Here is a 19,976-nt window from a genome sequence, read left to right as displayed (position 1 = left end):
CGGTTTTCGAACTGTGGAGATGGCAGTTCTACAGTTCCGTCAGTGCCAAAAAGAGAACTTTGGCTCCTGCTTCGACCGACTCTAAGGCCCTGATGAAAACACTTCAAGTCGTGCTTACGGCGTTAGCCCTTGCATCGTCTTCTCTTCTCACAACTGCTGCTTCGGCAGACACGCTTCGTAGTGGCGAGTCCCCTTATGGACAACTTGCTGTGGAAGCAAAGAACGCACGCGTGGTGGATGTGATGTCCACGAAGTCCGCCAGTGTCACATATGGCGAAACCATCTTATTTCAGGGTGCAGGCGGGAAGACGTTTGCTTGGACCTTCAACGGCCTTGATGGTCGGTCTTGGAACCTGAAGCAGTTTTCTCCTTCCGGTTTCGTCGCCAAGGAATACCGCGTTTACGTGGCTAGAAACCAGCTTTATCGCCGGTAGCAGGTCTTCTTGGCCAAGCGACGTGCTCAGACCACTTCAAGGCTGAGCTGTCAAAAAAAACTTGCTCCGAAGAAGCGGTACCCCACCGCTCGAGCAGCTTAGGCCAGTTGAGCACCAGGACCGAGATTCCATCTGATGGCCACCACGACTTTGCGTCACTCGCTTGTGCAAATAGCAGAGCACTGCCGTGCTGCCTCGATTCGTTCATTGATATTTAGGTCAACGGGAGAAGCCAAATGACCAGGAAACCCATGTCGCTCGCCCTGGGGCTTGCGATGCTCGTCGGATTTGGAGCGAACGCGCAGCAAGTCGCTCCCACTAGCGCCCCATCAGTAGGAGTAGCGTCCTCCACGCAAGCGTCTCAGCCGCTGACTTTGGGTGCGGCACTGCAGGCCGCAATCGACAACAGCCCTACGTTATCCGCTGCCAGACGTGAGATAGATGCTGCTCAAGGCGCGCTCACGCAGGCGGGGGTCTATCAAAACCCGTCGCTTGACCTGGAGGTGGAGGACCTCCGCTCCGGTATGCGCAGCACAACAGTTACCTTGAGCCAGCCTTTGGAGCTTGGGGGAAAACGCTCAGCGAGAGTTGCTGCGGCGGAGCGCGCACTGGAAGCAATTCGCGTTAAGAGCGAGGCGACTGAAGCTCAATTGAAGGCAGACATCACGGCCGCATTCCTATCTGCGCTTCTATCGCAGGAGCGTGTGAGGTTGGCGCAAGAGTCTCTGAACATCGCTCGTTCTGGCAGCCAGGCTGCGTCCAAGCGCGTCCAGGCTGGGAAGGTGTCTCCTCTGGAGGAGACGCGCTCGAAGGTCGCAGAGGCTAACGTACGCCTCGAGCTTGTCCAGGCGCAGGGTGAGCTGGCAGCGCAGCTTCAAGAGTTGCGTGCGCTGTTGGCTGGTGGGGTGCCTTTCGACGCGTTAGACGGAAACGCCTTGCTTCTTCCGACACTCCCTCCAATCGACGTTCTGCAGGCTCGCGTGGAGAACTCACCGACGATGCGACAAGCTCGACTTGAGACCAGCCGACTGTCAGCACTTGCAGACCTTGAACAGGCAAAGAGGAAGCCAGACATAGCCGTAAGCCTCGGCATGCAGCGTTCTCAGCAGGACGGTCGCTCGACGGCCATCGTTGGGGTTTCGATTCCACTGCCCGTGTTTGACACCAATCGCGGAAACATCATCCAGTCGCTGCGACTGAAGGACAAGTCGGAAGACGACGCGAGGGCACTTGAGTTGCGGTTGCGAGCGGATCTCGCGATTGCAAGGCAGCGAATGGAAATCGCCTCACAAGAGGTGGCCGCCGTCAGTGCGGAAATCCTTCCCAGTGCACAACTCGCATTCGACGCCGCCGCGCAAGGTTTTGAGCTCGGAAAGTTCGAATACCTCGACGTTCTCGATGCACAACGTACTTTGCTCCAGGCTCGGTCCCAGTACCTGCGCTCGCTAGGCGAATCTCATCGAGCGGCAGCAGATGTCGCTCGGCTTCTTGGAAACAACACTCTGAACTGAATCTGCCATGGCCACCAAATCACCTATGAATGCAAGACCTGAGAAAAAGCAGCTCATCATCATCGCCATCATCCTGGTGCTGGGCGCAATCGGGGGAGCTCTAATCCTGCGAGGTGGAGAGAGCCACGGCGAAAGCGATGGCCATGGCCATGGAGAAGAAAGCTCACACGTCGAAGAGGGTGCTAGCAAAGTAGGAGTCAAGGAAACTGGCTCCAGCACCTCTGCCGAGCAGGGCAAGTCACCGTCCGGAGCAAGCGAAGATGCGCACAAGGAGGATGAGGAAAAGGTGGCTCTGACGGACGAGCAGGTGAAGGCAGCCGGTATCGTGATTAAGGAAAGTGGTGCTGCTGTGATTCGCACCACGCTGCAGCTCCCTGGAGAGATTCGATTTAACGAGGACCGAACCGCGCACATCGTTCCGCGAGCAGCGGGGGTCGTTGAAAGTGTGAGCGCAAATCTCGGGCAGAAGGTGTCTCGAGGCCAAGTCTTGGCGGTGATTTCTAGTTCTGCCGTTTCGGAGGTTAGGTCTGAGCTCCAAGCGGCAACGAAGCGTCGTGAGCTTGCACAGACGACATACGAACGCGAAAACACACTTTGGCAGCAGAAGATTTCGCCGGAACAGGATGTCCTGCAAGCCCGACAAGCCTTGCGTGAAGCAGAGATTGCAGTGGCAAATGCCACTCAGAAGTTGCGGACACTTGGGGCATCAGCAGGTTCCGGTGCTCTAGGTCGAGTTGAGCTGCGGGCGCCGTTCGATGCGATGGTCGTGGAAAAGCACATCGCTATCGGCGAGGCCGTACGCGAGGACGCAAACGTATTTACCTTGTCCGACCTTTCAACGGTGTGGGCTGAGATGAGCGTGGGTGCAAGTGACCTTGCCAAAGTTCGAGTCGGGGAGCGTGTACGAGTAAAAGCTGACGCCGCAGATGTTGTTGCGGATGGAAAGATTGCGTTTGTTGGCTCGCTGATTGGTGCTCAAACTCGAACGGCACCTGCTCGTGTTGAACTGAGCAACCCGCAGGGCGCTTGGCGGCCTGGGCTCTTCGTAACCGTCGAGGTGCTTACGAATGACAATGACAAGGCATCGGCGATAACAGTCGATGCAAACGCGCTTCAAACTGTGGAGGACAAGACTTCGGTCTTCACCAAGGTTGAAGGCGGCTTTGTCGCGAAAGCTGTGCGTGTCGGACGCACTGATGGTCAGCGGGTTGAGATTCTGGATGGCCTGAAGGCTGGTGAGTCTTATGCCGCAGACGGCAGCTTCGTCGTCAAGTCTGAGCAGGGCAAGAGCTCGGCGACGCACGCGCACTAAGGTCCCCACTATGTTTGAACGCATCATCCGCTTCGCCATCGAACAACGATGGCTGGTTATGTTGGCCGTGCTCGGAATGGTTGGGCTCGGCGTGTACAACTTCCAAAGGTTGTCCATTGATGCCGTGCCGGACATCACCAATGTCCAAGTGCAAATCAACACGGCCGCACCTGGCTACTCGCCTCTTGAGACAGAGCAGCGCGTCACGTTCCCGATTGAGACCGTCATGGCCGGGCTGCCTGGCCTTCAACAAACACGGTCCATCTCGCGCTATGGCATATCTCAGGTCACCGTGGTCTTTAAGGACGGCACCGACATCTACTTCGCGCGCCAGTTGGTGAACGAGAGAATGCAGGGTGCGGTCAGCTCTCTGCCTGAAGGCGTTCACCCAGCTGTGGGGCCAATATCTAGCGGCCTGGGTGAAATCTTCCTCTGGACCGTGGAGGCTGAAGAAGGGGCGAAGAATTCGGACGGTAAGCCGTATACGCCGACCGACCTTCGTGTGATTCAGGACTGGATCATCAAACCGCAACTCCGCAATGTGCCGGGTGTGACTGAGATTAACTCTATCGGCGGCTTTGAGAGACAGTTCCAGGTTGCTCCGATACCGGAGCGCTTGTTGGCCTACGGGTTGACGTTGCCGGACGTCGTTCAAGCTCTCGAGCGAAACAACGCCAACGTGGGCGCCGGCTACATCGAGAGACGTGGCGAGCAGTATCTGATTCGGGCTCCTGGCCAAGTCGGCAGCCTTGAGGATTTACGCAATGTCGTTTTGGCGAACAACAGTGGAACTCCGGTTCGAATCCGCGACGTTGCTGAGGTCGAAATTGGCCAGGACTTGAGAACTGGTGCGGCCACGGACAACGGTCGCGAAGTCGTGCTGGGCACGGTGTTCATGCTATTGGGCGAGAACAGCCGAACTGTCGCCCAAGCTGTTGCGAAGAAGATGGAGGAGATTAATCAGAATCTTCCAGAGGGCGTACACGCAATTACTGTCTATGACCGAACAGTTCTTGTGGACAAGGCAATCTCTACGGTCAAGAAGAATCTGTTTGAGGGTGCCGTGCTCGTCATCGCGGTGTTGTTCCTTTTCTTGGGCAACATTCGAGCTGCGTTGCTGACTGCGCTGGTCATTCCGCTCTCGATGCTCTTCACCTTCACCGGAATGGTGAATCAGAAGGTGAGCGCCAACCTGATGAGTCTGGGGGCGCTTGACTTCGGCATCATCGTCGATGGCGCCGTGGTGATTGTGGAAAACTGCATTCGTCGCCTGGCGCATGCGCAAGAGCGCTATGGACGTCCGCTGACAAAGGCGGAGCGATTCCATGAAGTGTTTGCCGCATCTCAGGAGGCTCGCAGGCCACTGCTCTACGGCCAGCTCATCATCATGGTCGTCTATCTACCCATCTTCGCCCTTACCGGCGTGGAAGGGAAGATGTTCCATCCGATGGCTCTGACAGTCGTAATCGCGCTGCTGGGTGCCATGATTCTCTCAATCACCTTTATCCCCGCAGCTGTCGCCATGTTCATCGGCAACAACGTTGGCGAAAAGGAAAATCGTCTCATGGGTTGGGCTCGTCGCGCCTACCACCCACTGCTCAAACGTGCCATGGGCGCAAGGGCCGTTGTTCTGACCGCTGCTGCTGTGGCCGTTGTGTTGTCGGGACTTTTGGCAACTCGCTTGGGCAGTGAGTTCATACCTAGCCTCAACGAGGGTGACTTTGCTATCCAGGCGCTGAGAATTCCAGGTACAAGTTTGTCTCAGTCCGTCCAAATGCAGCAGCAACTTGAGCGCACATTGGTGGCGGAGTTTCCTGAGATTGAGCGCGTGTTCGCCCGCACAGGTACAGCCGAGATTGCGTCAGACCTCATGCCTCCGAACATCTCGGACGCCTATGTGATGCTGAAGCCTCAAGACCAATGGCCAAGCCCTATGCGGACACGCCAGGAGCTCGTTGAAGCTGTTCAAGAGAGGGTGAGCAAACTCCCGGGCAACAACTACGAGTTCTCGCAGCCGATTCAACTTCGCTTCAACGAGCTGATTTCGGGTGTGCGTGCGGACGTGGCAGTCAAGGTGTTCGGCGACGACATGGATGTGCTGAACAAAACGGCTCAGGAAATCGCAGAGGTCCTTGGTTCTATCAATGGGGCGAGCGAGGTGAACGTAGAGCAAACCACCGGTCTGCCTATGCTTTCCATCAACATTGACAGAAGCAAGGCGGCACGTTATGGCGTCAATGTGGGAGACATCCAAGACACCATTGCTACTGCCATTGGTGGTCGTAATGCTGGAACCCTCTTTGAGGGAGATCGCCGATTTGACATCGTCGTACGACTGCCTGAGAGGATGCGAGGGGACCTGGAATCGATCCGTCGTCTCCCGGTAACGCTCCCGGCAGCCACACAGGCAGACGGAAGCACTCGTGTGAGCTTTATCCCCCTTTCAGAGTTGGCGACACTTGATTTGGCGCCCGGCCCAAACCAGGTCAGCCGAGAGGACGGAAAGCGAAGAATCGTCGTGAGCACCAATGTACGTGGACGCGACCTGGGCTCGTTCGTGGAGGAGGCCGGGGCCGCCCTGAAGGAGAAGGTGGTCATTCCCACTGGATACTGGACCACGTGGGGTGGACAGTTTGAGAATCTTCAGTCCGCGACGAAGCGCTTGCAAATCGTGGTCCCAGTAGCACTTCTCCTGGTGTTCGTTTTGCTGTTCGCCATGTTCGGCAACGTGCGAGACGGGCTCATCGTGTTTACCGGAATTCCCTTTGCGCTTACGGGCGGCATCCTCGCGCTTTGGCTGCGGGATATTCCCCTCTCTATCTCAGCCGCAGTCGGGTTTATCGCGTTGTCCGGTGTGGCCGTGCTGAACGGGCTGGTGATGATTTCGTTTATCCGAAACCTCCGGGAGGGTGGCGCGAGACTGGATGACGCTATTTTCGAAGGCGCTTTGACGCGACTTCGTCCAGTGCTGATGACAGCCTTGGTGGCTTCGCTTGGCTTCGTCCCCATGGCCATTGCAACCGGCACCGGTGCAGAGGTGCAGCGCCCTCTGGCAACAGTTGTGATTGGAGGCATCTTGTCATCAACTGCACTGACGTTGCTGGTGTTGCCGGTCCTATATCGGCTGGTGTATCGGCGAGAAGAAGATGAAGCTGAAGATGAGTTGGCTTCTCCCGTTTTGCCTCCCTCTTCGCACCAACCGACATAACGTGTCGCTCATGGTCTTGGCACTTGCCAAGGCCATGAGTCGTAGCAATGGAGGCCGTACATCAACAGCAGCAGCTCGTCTGAGCGGCTGGCCTTAGTGCGAACCTCTCGCTCTCCGGACTGTGAGAGCAACTGCATCGTCGTCATTACCTGGCGTAGTGTCAGCTGAATTACATGTTCGTCATCTCTGAGATTGGCGTCCTTCAACTGCCAAACTGTCGCCCTTGGAGACAGTTGCAATATGAAGATACTCATAGTGGAAGATGAAGTCCAATCGGGCGAGTACTTAAAGCAGGGTTTGAGAGAGGCCGGCTACTACACTGAATTGGTGCGTGATGGCATCGATGGTTTGATTGAGGCTACTGAGGGTGACTACGATCTCGTGCTGTTGGATGTGAACTTGCCCGGAATCGATGGCTGGTCGGTCCTTCGCTCTTTGAGGCGAAAGAAGCCTCACCTGCCCGTGCTGTACCTGACTGCCAGGGACAGTATTGAGGACCGCGTAAAAGGCCTTGAATTGGGCGCTGATGACTACCTGGCGAAGCCGTTTTCGTTTTCGGAGCTCTTGGCACGCATCAAGACTGTTCTCCGCAGAGGTGCCCAGTCCCAGGAGTCCACCACACTTCAAGTGGCCGACTTGCAGTTGGACCTAGTACGCAGAAAGGCATCGAGGTCCGGTCGTTTGCTGGACCTGACCACTAAAGAGTTCGGGCTTCTCGAGCTGTTTATGAGACGTCGTGGGGAAGTGTTGCCTCGGTCCTTGATTGCTTCGCTCATGTGGGACATCAACTTCGACTGCGAAAGCAACGTGATAGTGGTGGCAGTGGGCCGGTTAAGGTCAAAAATCGACGATGAATTCGACGCGAAGCTGTTGAGAACAGTCCGTGGCATGGGGTACGTGCTTGATGAGCCCGAGCCTTGACGCCGGAGCCGCCTGACGAGAGACCAAACCGCTATTCTTTGCAGAGATGTGTGGGGCAGGACTAGCAGCGCGGTTGCTGTTTGCCGGCGCGTCGGCAAGCGTCGTGGGGACGGCGCTGAATCTCTTGTCGCGGGGGAAGCAGGTGGACTCGGATGCCAAGCCCTAAAGGGCGGGCCTTGCTTTCGCCAGAGCGGCTCGCTTGCCGAGCTTCATCGCAGCTTGAATTCTTGAGAGGGCGGCAGCGCGAGGTTGCGCCTTTGCCGTCTCCCACTTCCACACCGAAAGCGATGAGGCGTTGACGAGGCGCCCCATTTCCACCTGAGTAATTCCCAGACGTTCGCGAAACTCTGAGAATGCTCGATGGTTGAAGGAGCCCAGTCGACCTACAGGTGAACGCGAAGCAGGTTGTGTTGGAGGTTCAGCGACCGGCAACACCACTGCCGCCGTTTTCTTCGCCACCCGTTCTGCCACTAGAAGACGAGACTGAAGTGCTCTTACGTCGCGCTTGAGCGCGGCTATGTCAGAGCGCTGGCTTGCATTGGTCTTGCGAAGTGCGTCTAACTCTGCCTTCAGCTCCTTGCGAGCCACGCGAGCAATCTCAGCTTTGAGGGAGTTCGCAAAAGTGTTCATGCCGCATAGTACGACATGTATTGCTCTTAGTGGCCTCGCTCCAGTTGGCCAAGGCTCTCACTGAATCTGCTTCGACGCATGCAGATTGTGATGGAGACAGACTTCGGCCTCGGTGTTTTGGGGGGTCGCGCGATGTGACAGCTGTGTAGATTGAAACCGCCTTCTGAGCACTGATACGCAACTCATGCCGCTAAGGGGGTGAGGAATACCAGCGGGCCCTAAGCGGTGTTGCATGCAAGAAGTACTCCCCGAGCGAGGTCTCCTATGGAGAAATCCATCACGCTCGGAGCCAGTCTGAACGTCTCATGGCGAAAAGGTGCTTTCGGGCGAGTTAGAAAGGCATGCTGTGTGCTCGCCTAGGTTTATGGCAGTGAAGCACACGTCGCGTTTGCATTAGTTCGAAAACAATAACAGTGTCAAGGGCGTATGGCATCGACAAAACATGCTCATCTCGACTTGCTTGTAAAGAGCGACAAGGTCTACAAAACGAAAGATGGCCTCGACGTCGAGGTGTATCAGCTAAATCTCGAGGGTGCTACTGAAGAAATGGTGTCGAATTGGGCGAAGCACTTTCGCCAGCAATACTGCTTAGATGAAAAGATTGACGAGTTAATTGCCGGTACCGGGATGACTCGCAAGAAATTCTTGCAAGAAATTGTCTTCCCTTCCGGAACCACAAAGCTCGGCCCTGCAGTGCGCTCGGGAGACTTTGCCGAGATTCTGCTGGCCGATGTCCTGGAGCATGTCGAGAGCTACTGGACTCCTAGAACACGATACTCTTCGAAGGCTGTCGCAGACGAATCCACCAAGGGTTCTGATGTGTTGGGTTTGAGGCTCGTCAATTCGCCGGAGCAGTGGGAGCCAAATGACGTGCTTTTCATTGGCGAGTCAAAGGCTCAGATGAGCGGGAACAAGCCGAAAGCGCGACTACAAGATTCCGTCAACGACTCATCAAAAGACTCGCTGCGGAAAAGTCAGTCACTGCATGCAGCGAAACGCAAACTTCTCGAAGAGGGCCGAAACAACGACGCACTCCGCGTCCAAAGATTTCAAGACCCTCTTAGCAGGCCGCACGCTGAACAGTACGGCGCTGTGGCCGTTCTGAGCTCCGAGTATTTGAGCGAGGATGTGATTGCTGAAACTACCTGTGAGCTCCACGCAAACAGGGGGCAGTTAAGGCTTTTGGTGCTTCACGCAAAAGACCTTATGACGTTTGTCCATTCTCTCTACGAGAGGGCCGCACATGAGGCCTAGTGAGCAGGCACGTCACGCTGCATCGGTGACGCTTTCGAAGGGGAAGATGTATGAGTACAAGATACCGGATGAGTATCACTTGGCCATTCCGGAAGGTTTGCATCTAGAAGACCAATTCCCACTTGCTGTGGGAACTATTGGTGACGCGGCAGCCGAGGTAGTTATCGCCGCTCTTTCGAACGGAGCTGGTGGTGACGAGGTTGAGGTCGAAGATTTGACCTTTGCGGCACGTGTGCTTCAAGCGTTTGTGCACTCACGCCAGAACTTGGAGGTGACTGCAGATCTTCTGCTTCTGAGTGCCTCCGGACACTATCTTGCAAGCCGACCAGGCGATTCGGTCGTAGTTTCACGCGAGGTAAATCTTGCAGCCATCAGCGAACAGAGCATCGTGTCACAAGCTCTCTTGTGGGCGTTGCGACGTCCGTGGGAACCGGGGTCATATACACCCGTTGAATTCAGCCCTGTGGATGACCTCGTTGCCGCTTTGGGTCAGCACTTTGGAGAGGGGGAGGTTTCCAATGTGCTGCACTGTGTCGAAGCATTGCGCCGCTGGGCGTATGAACTCGGGTCTGCGACGGATTTGCTCTTCAGCGACCTCCTGGCGGCTATCGCCATCCGACGAGTGTCTCGTTCAGCGTGGACGCTCCTTCCGCACTTCAGTGGATTGAGCAAGGAGCCTTGGAAGGAGTACCTCCAGCGGGAGAACTCCATCCGCGAAATTTGGCCTTCACAGCGGATGCTCGGAGAAGCGGGCGTCTACGCTGGGGGGTCGGCCGTAGTGCAGATGCCGACGAGTGCAGGCAAATCGAAAGCAACGGAACTCGTTATCCGTGCGGCATTTCTAGCATCGCGTACAAATGTGGCGGTTGTTGTTGCACCGTTTCGAGCGCTGTGCCAGGAAATCGCCGACTCGCTAAAAGATGCTTTCTCCAAAGACAAGGTCCAGGTCAATCAGCTGACTGACGCTTTGCAGCAGGACTTTCAGTTCGACTTTTCAACTGATGTGAATGGGGCCGTTGAGCCTACTTCGAGAGTTCTCGTGGTGACGCCAGAGAAGCTGCTCTATGTGCTCAGGCAGGATGCCGAACTCATTCAAAAAATCGGTCTGATTGTCTACGACGAAGGGCATCAATTCGACACTGGAACACGAGGGGTAAGTTACGAACTGCTCCTGACTTCGCTAAAGCGTCTTCTGCCACAAAACTCCCAGGTGGTACTAATCTCAGCGGTTGTTCAGAACGCGGCCGCACTTTCTTCATGGCTGCTCAATTCGCCCGACAAGGCAGTGGCGAACTCGCAAGCGCAAACTGACCGAATGGTAGCTTTTACGAGCTGGCCAGTTCCGCACCTCAAAGCTGGTCAGCTTCAGTTCATAAAGAGAACGGCTGATGCGCAAGGCTTCTATGTTCCTAGAGTGATAACCGGCGAAGAGCTGAAGTTGTTCGGACGGGAGCGTGCGAAGCGAATATTCCCGACATCTGATACTGGCCCAATCGCGCTGTACCTAGCCTTGAAGGTTCTCGAGAATGGAGCGGCAGCGATCTACTGTGGGACAAAGCTATCGGCAGCAAAGCTCGTTAGAGACGCCGCTGAGGAGTTCTTCCCTAGGGGTGTTTCACTAGACCCTCCGGCGGTCGTTTCAGACGGAGAAGAAATTCAGCGTATGTACAAGTTGTACGCTCAAAGTTTCGGTGAGAACTCGTATCACGCAAAGGCTGCCAAGCTTGGAATATTTGCGCATCATGGCAGCACGCCCCACGGAATCCGGCTAGCAGTCGAGCACGGCATGAGACGTGGGCTGCTGAAGTTGGTTGTCTGTACTTCGACGTTGGCCCAAGGGGTCAACCTGCCCATTCGATACCTCTTTGTCACTACCACGATGCAGGGGGGTGATGAGCTACCCGCTCGCGACCTGCACAATCTGATGGGGCGCGCCGGCAGAGCAGGAATGCACGGTGAAGGAACAGTGATGTTCACCAACCCGGGGTTTTATGACGAGCGGAACGACCGCAAGACGGGTGGCAATCACCGATGGCGAGAGGTCAATGAGCTCCTAGACCCAGCCCATGCTCAGCCCACGGGTAGTTCGCTACTCGACCTGGCGAGAGGGTGGAGTGAGTTTGACGATGTCGACTTGGGACTTGGCGCAACCCCGACGCAAATCCTCAATCAACTGACATCGGGTGCCACATTCGAGGAGTTCTTCCAGTCGGGCGTTGAAGTGCGGTTGGAACCTGAGCGACGGAGAGATTTGGCCGAACAGTTTGAGCACAAGAAATCCATCATGAACGCTGTAGAGAGCTTCTTGATGGCGCATCGAGAAGGCCTAAGCGAGGAGGAATTTCTGTCCACAGCCAAAGAGCTGGCAACTTCGACGTTCGCGTACTCCATTGCAACAGCGGAAGAGCAGCAAGCGCTCGTAGCGGCCTTCGGCTTGGTCGCGAAGAGAGTCGAGAAGATGGTTCCCGACATCGGCGTCCAGGCCAGGTATGGACGCAGTCTTGTTGGCATTGAGAAAGCGCTTCGCATAGACAGTTGGCTCGCTGCAAGCGTCTTCGAACTTGAACTCGTCACAGATGAGAACGAGCTGTTTGATCTGCTGTGGCCGTTGCTTGTTGAGCTGGTCCCAGAAAAGAGACTCCACGATACGCAGCCCGCTGCGGCGATTCGACATGTCGCGAATGCTTGGCTCCAGGGAGCACCGTACCATCAGCTGCACAACGTTATGTCTGAAGCGGAGTTTCCACATGGTAAGTACATGCGGAAATTCTCAGTGGATATGGTCGTGGAGTTGTGTGAGCAGACCATTGGATATGAGTTTGCCTTTCTAGTGGCTACCATACGGGAAGCTGTGCAACACACGGCGGTGAGCGAGAAGCAGCGTGAGGACCTGAAGGTGTTCGCAGAGCGCCTTCAGAAGCGTCTGAAATATGGTCTCCCGACGCAAGGTGCGATTGCGTTTTATGAAGTTGGTTTCACAGAGCGGACGGTGGCTCAGATGCTCCAGGAACTGCTTGTCGACCATGAGGTGACTACCGCTTACATCGCACGAGCTGCACTTAAAACAAAGAGTGCGCAAGTAGCTGAGTCGTTGAAGGAACTTCCTTCGTTCTTTCAATCGGTACACCAGACCGTTCAGCTATAGAGCGAAGTCGACGAGCGATGTCGTTTTCCCCGAAGGGTGGTCACACTCTCGCCTTGTAGGCGCAAGCGCCAATAGTTTGATTGCAGCAGCCTAGCTCTCACTCAAATCTGCTCATCCGATGACGTGGGCTGTGGAGCCACGGCAGCCCCGCCTAGTATCTGACGCAGCAGCTCAGCATCATCGCTACTGAGAAGCCCGTGAGCTTTGGCGGCCTCGATGCATCGGAGGAGGCCACCAGGTACCGTGTAGACAATAAGACCATAGCAGGCTGCCTCGATGCAGAGGAGCACATCGCGCCTAACTGGACCGTTCAGGCTTTTGAGTTCCGCCAGATTGAAGGTGCCATAGCCGGGAATGGACAAAAGTAAGCTTGCCACTGTTTTGGCCTGGCGTGCATCTGATGTTTCCGCAAAAGAAATCAGTCGCTCTAGCGCTACTTTCACTTTTGGACGCATCTTTTGGAAGCGCACGTAAGTCTGCACACTATCGTCTTTGGCGTTCTCGTACCTCATGTGGCTCCTTTGTGTTGCCTTTCACTGAGAAAACGGGGTCTTACTACGCTGCAAGACCCTGGATAACGGCACATGCTAGAAACATTGAAGAGACGCGGGGTTGAAAGCAGTTCAACCATCACGTACCGTCGTTGGTGCCGTCAATGACGCTCCGCACTGTTGAAGAGCCACTTAACCGATTGAAAGGTGGAACCGGCCCAAAGATCTGTGGGAGTGCTATGTGTGCGAGTTCGATATGAGATAAAGATGGGTAGTGGCGCAGGAGCGCTGCTGCTTCTTCGCGCAGTGGGGCCGAAGCGTGTTGCGTGTCCTGGGCTTCGACTAGCCGCTGAAGGAAATCCTTTGTAAGCACAAGGGCTCGGGTCCTCTCGTACGGAATCGTCATCTGAACTCCTTGGAACTCGGCCCCGTAAGGATGTTGGCCCTGGGTTTATGGAGAGACTCGCGTGTGTTCAACCACTCAACAGTGGCGGCTCACTATGCGATTCGGAACTTGATGCTTCTTCCAATTTGTCACGATGCACCGCCTAGTTCCTCGTGGCCATCCTGGTTCCCGGGCTGCACTGGCGTGGAGTCCTCTTCGGAGTCATAAAGAATGTGTTGTCGAAGATGCAGAGCTATCCAGCTCACCTCGGGCACTGAAAGTTGCCAATGGAATCGCCTCTCATTGACCTTGGCAATTACTCCATCGAGCAGAACGGACTTGTCAGCGCAGCTTTTTGAAGCAAGCTTGTTCTTGGTGTACTTGATGAGTTGACGAAGCAGGTCGTCACAAATCTCATGTCGTTCGAGAAGCCTGTGACGAGCGTCATCCAAGTATTGCCCTGCACACTCTTCGACCAACACCTTCGCATGCGACCCTGCCACACAGGCAGCGGGAGCGGGTATGGGGAAGTCGTGCGCAACTTGATCAGCTTTGGTATCCGTGCTCAATCAAGGCTCCTTCCGAACCCGTCCAAAAGAGGCCCTTGAAGGCACTGAGTGCTCAAGCACGCGAGCTACCACTCGAAAGCGCCTTTGCTGCATGGCGTCTACAGCGGCCTGTATTGAAGAGGGTCTGCAGCGGCGCCTCACGCCCGTTCGTGTCTTGAGACGTGACTGCACTGAGCGCAGCACCTTGTATGACATGAGGCCGGAGCTATTTAGCCCTCGCGCGATGGAAAGTACTTCGAGAATCAATCGCTTCTCCTCACTGGAAGCGAGACCCGTCAGCATGCGCAACCTGCGAGTCATGCGGCTTCGCCTATGTTGTTCATACGCACACGCAGTCGCGAGCATGTGAACAAACTTCTCGCTCCTGCCTAGAGCGCAAGGTGCAAGCAGCGTTATTGGTATGCATGAACTACGCGCCTTAGTCTTGGAATGGCTATTTGTATTGCGAGTCGTCTGGCAGCGCCCAGATGTTTGGTAGCTGAGCGGACGACAGGGCGATGTCTCCTGCCCTAGGAAAGTGTTCAAGGATGACTTTGGCCTCACGGCGCAGCAGTTGCAAATTCAGTTCTTCATCCTCGGGGACTGCGACGACCGCGCAGAGGAATAGCTCTGCCCTCAATACAGCATGGGTCCTGTGCCTCGCCGGACTCCAGTCTGACGACTCTGGAGTCTCGTCAGGAAGGGTCTTCGAGATAGACGCAGCTGGCCGTTTCGCAATGGTCATGCCGATATTGTGCCCTATATGACGGTGTCGTAAAAGAGGGTGCCGTAAATAGTGGTGCCGTATGCGCTGGTGACATATATGTTTGAAGCTGGAACACTTCGCGGGTGCAAAACGGTAAAAAGAATCTTTCCATGAGGGAGTTGGTCGCCCTCAACCTCGTCCGACTACGCCGAGATCTCGGCATATCTCAAGATGACTTGGCGGCAAAAGCCGAGCTTCACAGAACACTTGTCGCAAAAGTTGAGCGGCAGCATCGAAATATCACCATCGACAACCTGGAGAAGCTTGCGCAGGGGTTGAACGTACATCCTGCTGAGTTGTTCAGAGATCCTCTGGAAGAGGTACGCTAGGTACGCTTGAACTCGCGCCGTCGGGGCACGCCATCTAGATGAGTAGCTGTGTCTCTCACCTCAGAATCTCTCTTCCTGTTCCCGGGGATTGGAAGCTCTAACGTGTCCAAGAGCTTCTCGGGTGTTGCAGCACCTTGATTCGCTGCTAGCGTTGTCCAATGCGTGCCCGCCTAGAGCATGTTGAGCGCCGATTTCAGTATCCGAGCTCCAATTTGCCGTTTCGCGCATGGGGCTCCATCTGAGACCATCCAGCTTTGCTCGATAGGAACCCCTCACTAAGAACGGTTTTCTGCTCAACTGAGCTTCGCAGGGTAAGGACTTTTTTGACCCCTTGCTCGAGCCCCAAGCACCATTGCTAGCAAACAGAGCGCCGACATCGATGGAGGAAATTAGCTAGCAGGAAAGGACTCCGGCCGCTTCGATCTGCCGATCGCCCTGGGCATCCTCGCCGCCAGCGGGCAGATCGACGCGGCGCGGCTGGCCGGCTGGGAGTTCGCGGGCGAGCTCTCGCTCGGTGGTGAGCTGCGGCCGGTGCGCGGCGCGCTGGCCATGAGCCTGGCCGTGCACCGGCAGGACACCGAGCGCCCGACCCGCCTGGTGCTGCCGCCGGGCAGCGCCGAGGAAGCGGCGCTGGTGCCGCAGGCGCAGGTCTACCGCGCGCGCCACCTGCTCGATGTGGTCGCGCGCTTCCTGCCCGAGCGCGAGTCCGACACGGCGCCACCGCCGCCACCCGACGAGGCCGGCTGGGCCCGCCTGGCGCCCACCGCGCGCGCCGCCCTGCCCCGCTACCCCGACCTGATCGACGTCAAGGGCCAGGTGGCCGCCAAGCGCGCGCTGGAGATCGCCGCGGCCGGCGGCCACAGCCTGTTGCTGGTCGGCCCGCCGGGCTCGGGCAAGTCCATGCTGGCCCAGCGTTTTGCCGGCCTGCTGCCGCCCATGGGCACGCTGGAGGCGCTGGAGTCCGCCGCCGTGGCCTCGCTGGCCGGGCGCTTCAGCCTGGAGCGCTGGGGCCAGCGCCCGACCTGCGCGCCCCACCACAGCGCCAGCGCCGTGGCCCTGGTGGGGGGCGGCTCGCCGCCGCGGCCGGGCGAGATCTCCATGGCGCACCAGGGCGTGCTGTTCCTCGACGAGCTGCCGGAATTTCCACGCTCGGCGCTGGAGGCCCTGCGCGAGCCGCTGGAGAGCGGCCACATCCGCATCTCGCGCGCGGCCATGCAGAGCGAGTTCCCGGCGCGCTTCCAGCTCATCGGCGCGATGAACCCCTGCCCCTGCGGTTTTCTGGGCCACCCCACGCGCGCCTGTCGCGACACGCCCGACCAGATCGCGCGTTACCAGGGCAAGCTCAGCGGCCCGCTGCTCGACCGCATCGACCTGCATGTGGAGGTGCCCGCGCTGCCGCCGGACGACCTGCTGCACGGCGCGGCCGGCGAGCCCAGCGCCACCGTGCGTGAGCGCGTGCACCTCGCGCGCCAGCGCGCACAGGCCCGCCAGGGCAGCACCAACCAGACCCTGGCCGGGCAGGCGCTGGACGCGCACGTGAACGCCGAACCGGCCGCGCTGAAGTTCCTGCACACCGCCGCCGCGCGCCTGGGCTGGAGCGCGCGCAGCACGCACCGCGCCCTGCGCGTGGCGCGCACCATCGCCGACCTCTCGGGCGCGGAAGCGGTGGCCACCGCGCACGTGGCGGAGGCGGTGCAGTACCGCCGGGTGTTGCGACACTCAGAACCCCAAAAATGAGGTATTTACATTGATTTTTGGTTTTGAAAAATAGGAAGAAGGAATTCAAAATCAAGGATGCATATGCAAAAGGGACTTCGTTTTTGGTTATGGGTATTGCTGTTCCTCGGGGCCACCACGCACCTTCGGGCCAACGCCGAAGCCACATGCTTCTCCCTGTACTCGTGGGGCGATGTCTCCTTCCCCGCCGAGTGGGCGCTGACGCCGCAGCAAAAACTGCAGCACGAGTTCTTTGATGGTTATCGCGCCTACCGAGGGGATCCCTCCATGGCCGAATTCCTCTATGCGAGCTTCGGCGCCATCCCACTCCGATGTGATCCTCCGGCCCGTGGGCAGTACACCCGCTGTGAGTACTGGGGCGGGTCCACTTCATCAGGGGTGCTTTACAACGTTCCCGAGCCTTATAGCTACCGGGTGGAAGTGCGGGAACTGCGGGCGCTCAACACCCTCTGCGATGCCAAGGGGGTGTGCAAACAGAGCGATGACCCCAACGCCTACGCAGCCTGCGTGACACCCACCTACATGCCCTACACCGTGACGCTGGTTGGCACCCACGACACCGTCGACAAGGAACTCACGCCCATCGATCTCACGGCCCAGGTATCGCTCGACGGCAGGCCGATCACCCAGCACCCCGTCAAGGTTCAGCTTTCCGACAACGGCCAGCATGGCGGCCTGCTGTGTGGGGCGGGATGCAACCACTGGCGAACCGACAGCAACGGCCGGCTGCTGCTGCAGTACGTGCCCAAGCAACGCTCCAACACCCCCATCACCTTCACCGCCACCTGCACCGACTGCAGCAACTCGGGCCGGTGGACGGTGAAGTCGCGAAAGGAAGTGGTGATCGGGTTCTTCAACGGGGTGGCGAATACGAGAGAGGCAGCACAGAAAAGCATTGACCGGCTCGAAGTCGAATTCGGCTCTCAGCACAATGAAGCGCCACTCAAGTACGACTGGTTCTACAACCAGACCGCTTGCGGGGAAGGTGTGATGGGCAAACCCTCGTGCCTTGAAGACGTGGCCGAGGTGTTCGAGCAGCGCAGCCGGGAACTGGGCGGCGTGTTCGCCGACCGCTGGGAAACCTTCTGGGACATTCTGACCGGGCGCCATCAGCACGACACCTCGACCACCGGGCGCCTGCTCCACCTGCTGGGCACCGGGGGAAACGCCTTGTTGCAGTGGCTGGACGCCACCGCCAGCGCCGCCCTCAACCAGCTGACAGCCAGCACGCTCAAGTTGCTCACGCTGTTCACCCAGTCCCCCACCTACGAAAACCGGGCCGCCCACCTTGAACGGCTGCTGCGCTATGCCGACGAGGGCGCCAGCCTGCTGCTGGTGGCCCACTCGCAAGGCAACCTCTTCGTCAACAACGCCCACGATGCCATCCGGGCTGCGCGTCCGAACGTCGCGGCCCAGGTGGTGCATGTCGCTCCAGCTTCGCCCACGCTGCGAGGCGACTATGTGCTCGCCAGCATCGACCTGGTCATCAACGGTTTGCGCCTCACCGGTGCCAACAGCGTGCCGCCCGCCAACATCACCATTCCCCCGCGCCTCAGGGACGCGACGGGCCATGGCTTCGAGCCTACCTACCTCGACACGGCGCGCGCGGCCTACGCCCGCACCCGGGGCTTGATCGTCCAGTCGCTGGACACGCTCATCCACTGACCCACCCACGCACCATGAACCATCATCGTTTTCTCATTTCAATGTTTTCGCTGTTGCTGGTCGCTTGGCTGCCGGCCTGCGGCGGTAACACCACGTCCAGCAACGCGCCGGGCGGCACGCCGCCCCCCGGTTCACCGGCCCCGGCATCGCCCACCCTGGCCGAACAGATCAAGGCCCTGGAAGACAGCGGCCAACTGCCCCAACTGGACCGCTCCAGCGATCTTCGAGGGCCCGATGGCGACAACAACGGCATCCGCGATGACATCGATGCCTGGATCGCGGCCCTGCCCATCACGGATGTGCAAAAGAAAGCAGCGCAACAGGCCGCCCGTGTGCGGCAAGCCGAGTTGCTGGTGGACCAGAACAACAAGGCCGAACTGGACAGGCTGGGCGATGTGTCAATGGCCAGTGTGAAATGCTTGCGACTATCTTTCATGCCTGACTACCAACAGGGCTATGACTTGAGCAGCAAGATCGAAGCCATCACCGCCAACACCAAGCTGCGCGCCAAGCAATACCTTGCCTACAACCGCGCTGTCTCGGGCAGCGCCGGTCGATTGCCCGAGGGCAACACGTGCGATCCCTGACAACGTCTGTCACCGTGGCATCCCATGGCGGACGCTCTTTCAACGACCCGTCGGAAGCCCCTAGTCGATCCGAATGCCCGCTTCCTTCACCACGCTGGCGTAGCGCTGCACGTCGTTCACCAGCGTGCGCATGAACTCATCGCGCGAACGCGGGGCGACCAGCTGCCCCAGGCCGGCCAGCTTGGCCTTGATGCCCTCCTGGGCGAGCGAGCGGTTCAGGCTGGCGTGGAGCTTGTCCAGCACGTCGGTGGGCGTGCCGGCCGGCGCAAGCAGGCCGAGGTTGCTGGAGATGTCCACGTCCTTGATGCCCGACGAGGCCAGCCCGGGCACGCCGGGCAGCATGGGGGAGGGGTTGGCGCTGAGCACCGACAGCGCGCGCAGGCGGCCACCGGCGATGTGCGGCACGGCGCCGGCATCGGCCACGGTGAAGCGCACTTCGTTGGACAGCAAGGCGGTGAGGGCCGGGCCCACGCCCTTGTAGGGCACGTGCAGGAATTTGACGCCGGCCGAACGGGCCAGCAGCTCGGCCGAGAGGTGGGGCGCCGCGCCGTTGCCGCTGGAGGCGTACGTGATCTCGCCGGGCTGGGCGCGCGCGGCCTGGATCAGCTCCTGCACCGTGTGTTCGCGCGCCGCGCTGTTGACGGCCAGGATGAAGGGTGACTCGGTGACGAAGCCCACCGCCGTGAACGACTTCACCGGGTCGTAGCTCAGCTTGTTGTACAGCGCGGCGGCCGACGCGTGGCTGATGGTGCCGGTGATGTAGAGCGTGTGGCCATCGGGCGCGGCGGCCGCGACGTTGGCCGCCCCGATGGTGGTGCCGGCGCCGGGGCGGTTGTCGACGATGACGGGTTGCCCCAGGTCCTGCGCCATGCGCTCGGCGATCGTGCGGGCCGCGACGTCGGTCGAGCCCCCCGGCGGGAAAGGCACGACCAGGCGGATGGGCCGGTTCGGGAAAGGCGCCTGCGCGTGCGCGGGCATGGCCAGCGCGGCGGCCATGCCGGCCGCGGAGATCAACACGGTGCGACGGTTGGGGTTCATGGTGAGGGCCCTCGG

Annotated in this window: 15 protein-coding genes and 1 pseudogene; 11 read left to right on the top strand and 5 right to left on the bottom strand. The window is 58.5% G+C overall.

What is annotated here, in order from left to right; all coding sequences use genetic code 11:
• Positions 1-92: 92 nt before the first annotated feature.
• From AC1Q9M_RS16155 to AC1Q9M_RS16135, 5 genes are all read left to right on the top strand, one after another.
• Entirely contained in the window at positions 93-434 is a 342-nt protein-coding gene (locus tag AC1Q9M_RS16155; RefSeq protein ID WP_492434601.1) for a CzcE family metal-binding protein, read from the top strand.
• Between the two features lie 251 nt (positions 435-685).
• A complete protein-coding gene (locus tag AC1Q9M_RS16150; protein ID WP_492434600.1) occupies positions 686-1,945 on the top strand; it encodes a TolC family protein in 1,260 nt (419 codons plus the stop codon).
• 7 nt (positions 1,946-1,952) lie between these two features.
• Positions 1,953-3,257: an efflux RND transporter periplasmic adaptor subunit gene (locus AC1Q9M_RS16145; RefSeq protein WP_492434599.1), complete on the top strand. Its 1,305-nt coding sequence runs from the start codon at positions 1,953-1,955 to the stop codon at positions 3,255-3,257.
• A 10-nt stretch (positions 3,258-3,267) separates the two neighbouring features.
• Positions 3,268-6,465: an efflux RND transporter permease subunit gene (locus AC1Q9M_RS16140; RefSeq protein ID WP_492434598.1), complete on the top strand. Its 3,198-nt coding sequence runs from the start codon at positions 3,268-3,270 to the stop codon at positions 6,463-6,465.
• A gap of 240 nt (positions 6,466-6,705) precedes the next feature.
• The gene (locus tag AC1Q9M_RS16135) at positions 6,706-7,386 is read left to right on the top strand and encodes a heavy metal response regulator transcription factor (RefSeq protein WP_492434597.1); all 681 of its coding nucleotides are present in this window, start codon (positions 6,706-6,708) and stop codon (positions 7,384-7,386) included.
• Between the two features lie 162 nt (positions 7,387-7,548).
• Here the strand turns inward: AC1Q9M_RS16135 and AC1Q9M_RS16130 are convergent, their stop codons facing one another.
• Positions 7,549-8,016: a helix-turn-helix domain-containing protein gene (locus tag AC1Q9M_RS16130; RefSeq protein ID WP_492434596.1), complete on the bottom strand. Its 468-nt coding sequence runs from the start codon at positions 8,014-8,016 to the stop codon at positions 7,549-7,551.
• Positions 8,017-8,442: 426 nt separating this feature from the next.
• Here AC1Q9M_RS16130 and AC1Q9M_RS16125 point away from each other — a divergent pair, with 426 nt between their 5' ends.
• Positions 8,443-9,270 (top strand): Hachiman antiphage defense system protein HamA, encoded by an 828-nt coding sequence (locus AC1Q9M_RS16125; protein ID WP_492434595.1) that lies wholly within the window; start codon positions 8,443-8,445, stop codon positions 9,268-9,270.
• A gap of 46 nt (positions 9,271-9,316) precedes the next feature.
• Positions 9,317-12,415, top strand: coding sequence for a DEAD/DEAH box helicase (locus tag AC1Q9M_RS16120; protein ID WP_492434594.1), 3,099 nt, complete (start codon positions 9,317-9,319; stop codon positions 12,413-12,415).
• 101 nt (positions 12,416-12,516) lie between these two features.
• Here AC1Q9M_RS16120 and AC1Q9M_RS16115 read toward each other — a convergent pair whose 3' ends face one another.
• From AC1Q9M_RS16115 to AC1Q9M_RS16105, 3 genes are all read right to left on the bottom strand, one after another.
• Positions 12,517-12,927: a DUF7673 family protein gene (locus tag AC1Q9M_RS16115; protein ID WP_492434593.1), complete on the bottom strand. Its 411-nt coding sequence runs from the start codon at positions 12,925-12,927 to the stop codon at positions 12,517-12,519.
• A 118-nt stretch (positions 12,928-13,045) separates the two neighbouring features.
• On the bottom strand, positions 13,046-13,312 hold the full coding sequence (locus AC1Q9M_RS16110; RefSeq protein WP_492434592.1) for a BPSL0761 family protein: 267 nt from the start codon (positions 13,310-13,312) through the stop codon (positions 13,046-13,048).
• Positions 13,313-13,440: 128 nt separating this feature from the next.
• The gene (locus AC1Q9M_RS16105; RefSeq protein WP_492434591.1) at positions 13,441-13,860 is read right to left on the bottom strand and encodes a hypothetical protein; all 420 of its coding nucleotides are present in this window, start codon (positions 13,858-13,860) and stop codon (positions 13,441-13,443) included.
• 855 nt (positions 13,861-14,715) lie between these two features.
• Here AC1Q9M_RS16105 and AC1Q9M_RS16100 point away from each other — a divergent pair.
• The 4 genes and pseudogenes from AC1Q9M_RS16100 (at position 14,716) to AC1Q9M_RS16085 (ending at position 18,923) form a co-directional block, all read left to right on the top strand.
• Positions 14,716-14,934, top strand: a complete 219-nt coding sequence (locus AC1Q9M_RS16100; RefSeq protein ID WP_492434590.1) for a helix-turn-helix domain-containing protein — start codon at positions 14,716-14,718, stop codon at positions 14,932-14,934.
• A 402-nt stretch (positions 14,935-15,336) separates the two neighbouring features.
• Positions 15,337-16,671 (top strand): annotated as a pseudogene (locus AC1Q9M_RS16095) (YifB family Mg chelatase-like AAA ATPase); the annotation flags it as partial.
• Between the two features lie 63 nt (positions 16,672-16,734).
• Positions 16,735-18,336, top strand: a complete 1,602-nt coding sequence (locus AC1Q9M_RS16090) for a hypothetical protein (RefSeq protein ID WP_444687866.1) — start codon at positions 16,735-16,737, stop codon at positions 18,334-18,336.
• A 14-nt stretch (positions 18,337-18,350) separates the two neighbouring features.
• On the top strand, positions 18,351-18,923 hold the full coding sequence (locus tag AC1Q9M_RS16085; protein WP_382327719.1) for a hypothetical protein: 573 nt from the start codon (positions 18,351-18,353) through the stop codon (positions 18,921-18,923).
• 60 nt (positions 18,924-18,983) lie between these two features.
• Here the strand turns inward: AC1Q9M_RS16085 and AC1Q9M_RS16080 are convergent, their stop codons facing one another.
• Positions 18,984-19,961, bottom strand: a complete 978-nt coding sequence (locus AC1Q9M_RS16080) for a Bug family tripartite tricarboxylate transporter substrate binding protein (RefSeq protein ID WP_382163370.1) — start codon at positions 19,959-19,961, stop codon at positions 18,984-18,986.
• Positions 19,962-19,976 lie beyond the last annotated feature (15 nt).

The sequence above is a fragment of the Hydrogenophaga sp. GW823-FHT04C09 genome (assembly GCF_058796355.1).
The sequence above is the reverse complement of the archived record's forward strand: the minus strand, read 5'-3'. Positions and strand labels throughout refer to the sequence as shown.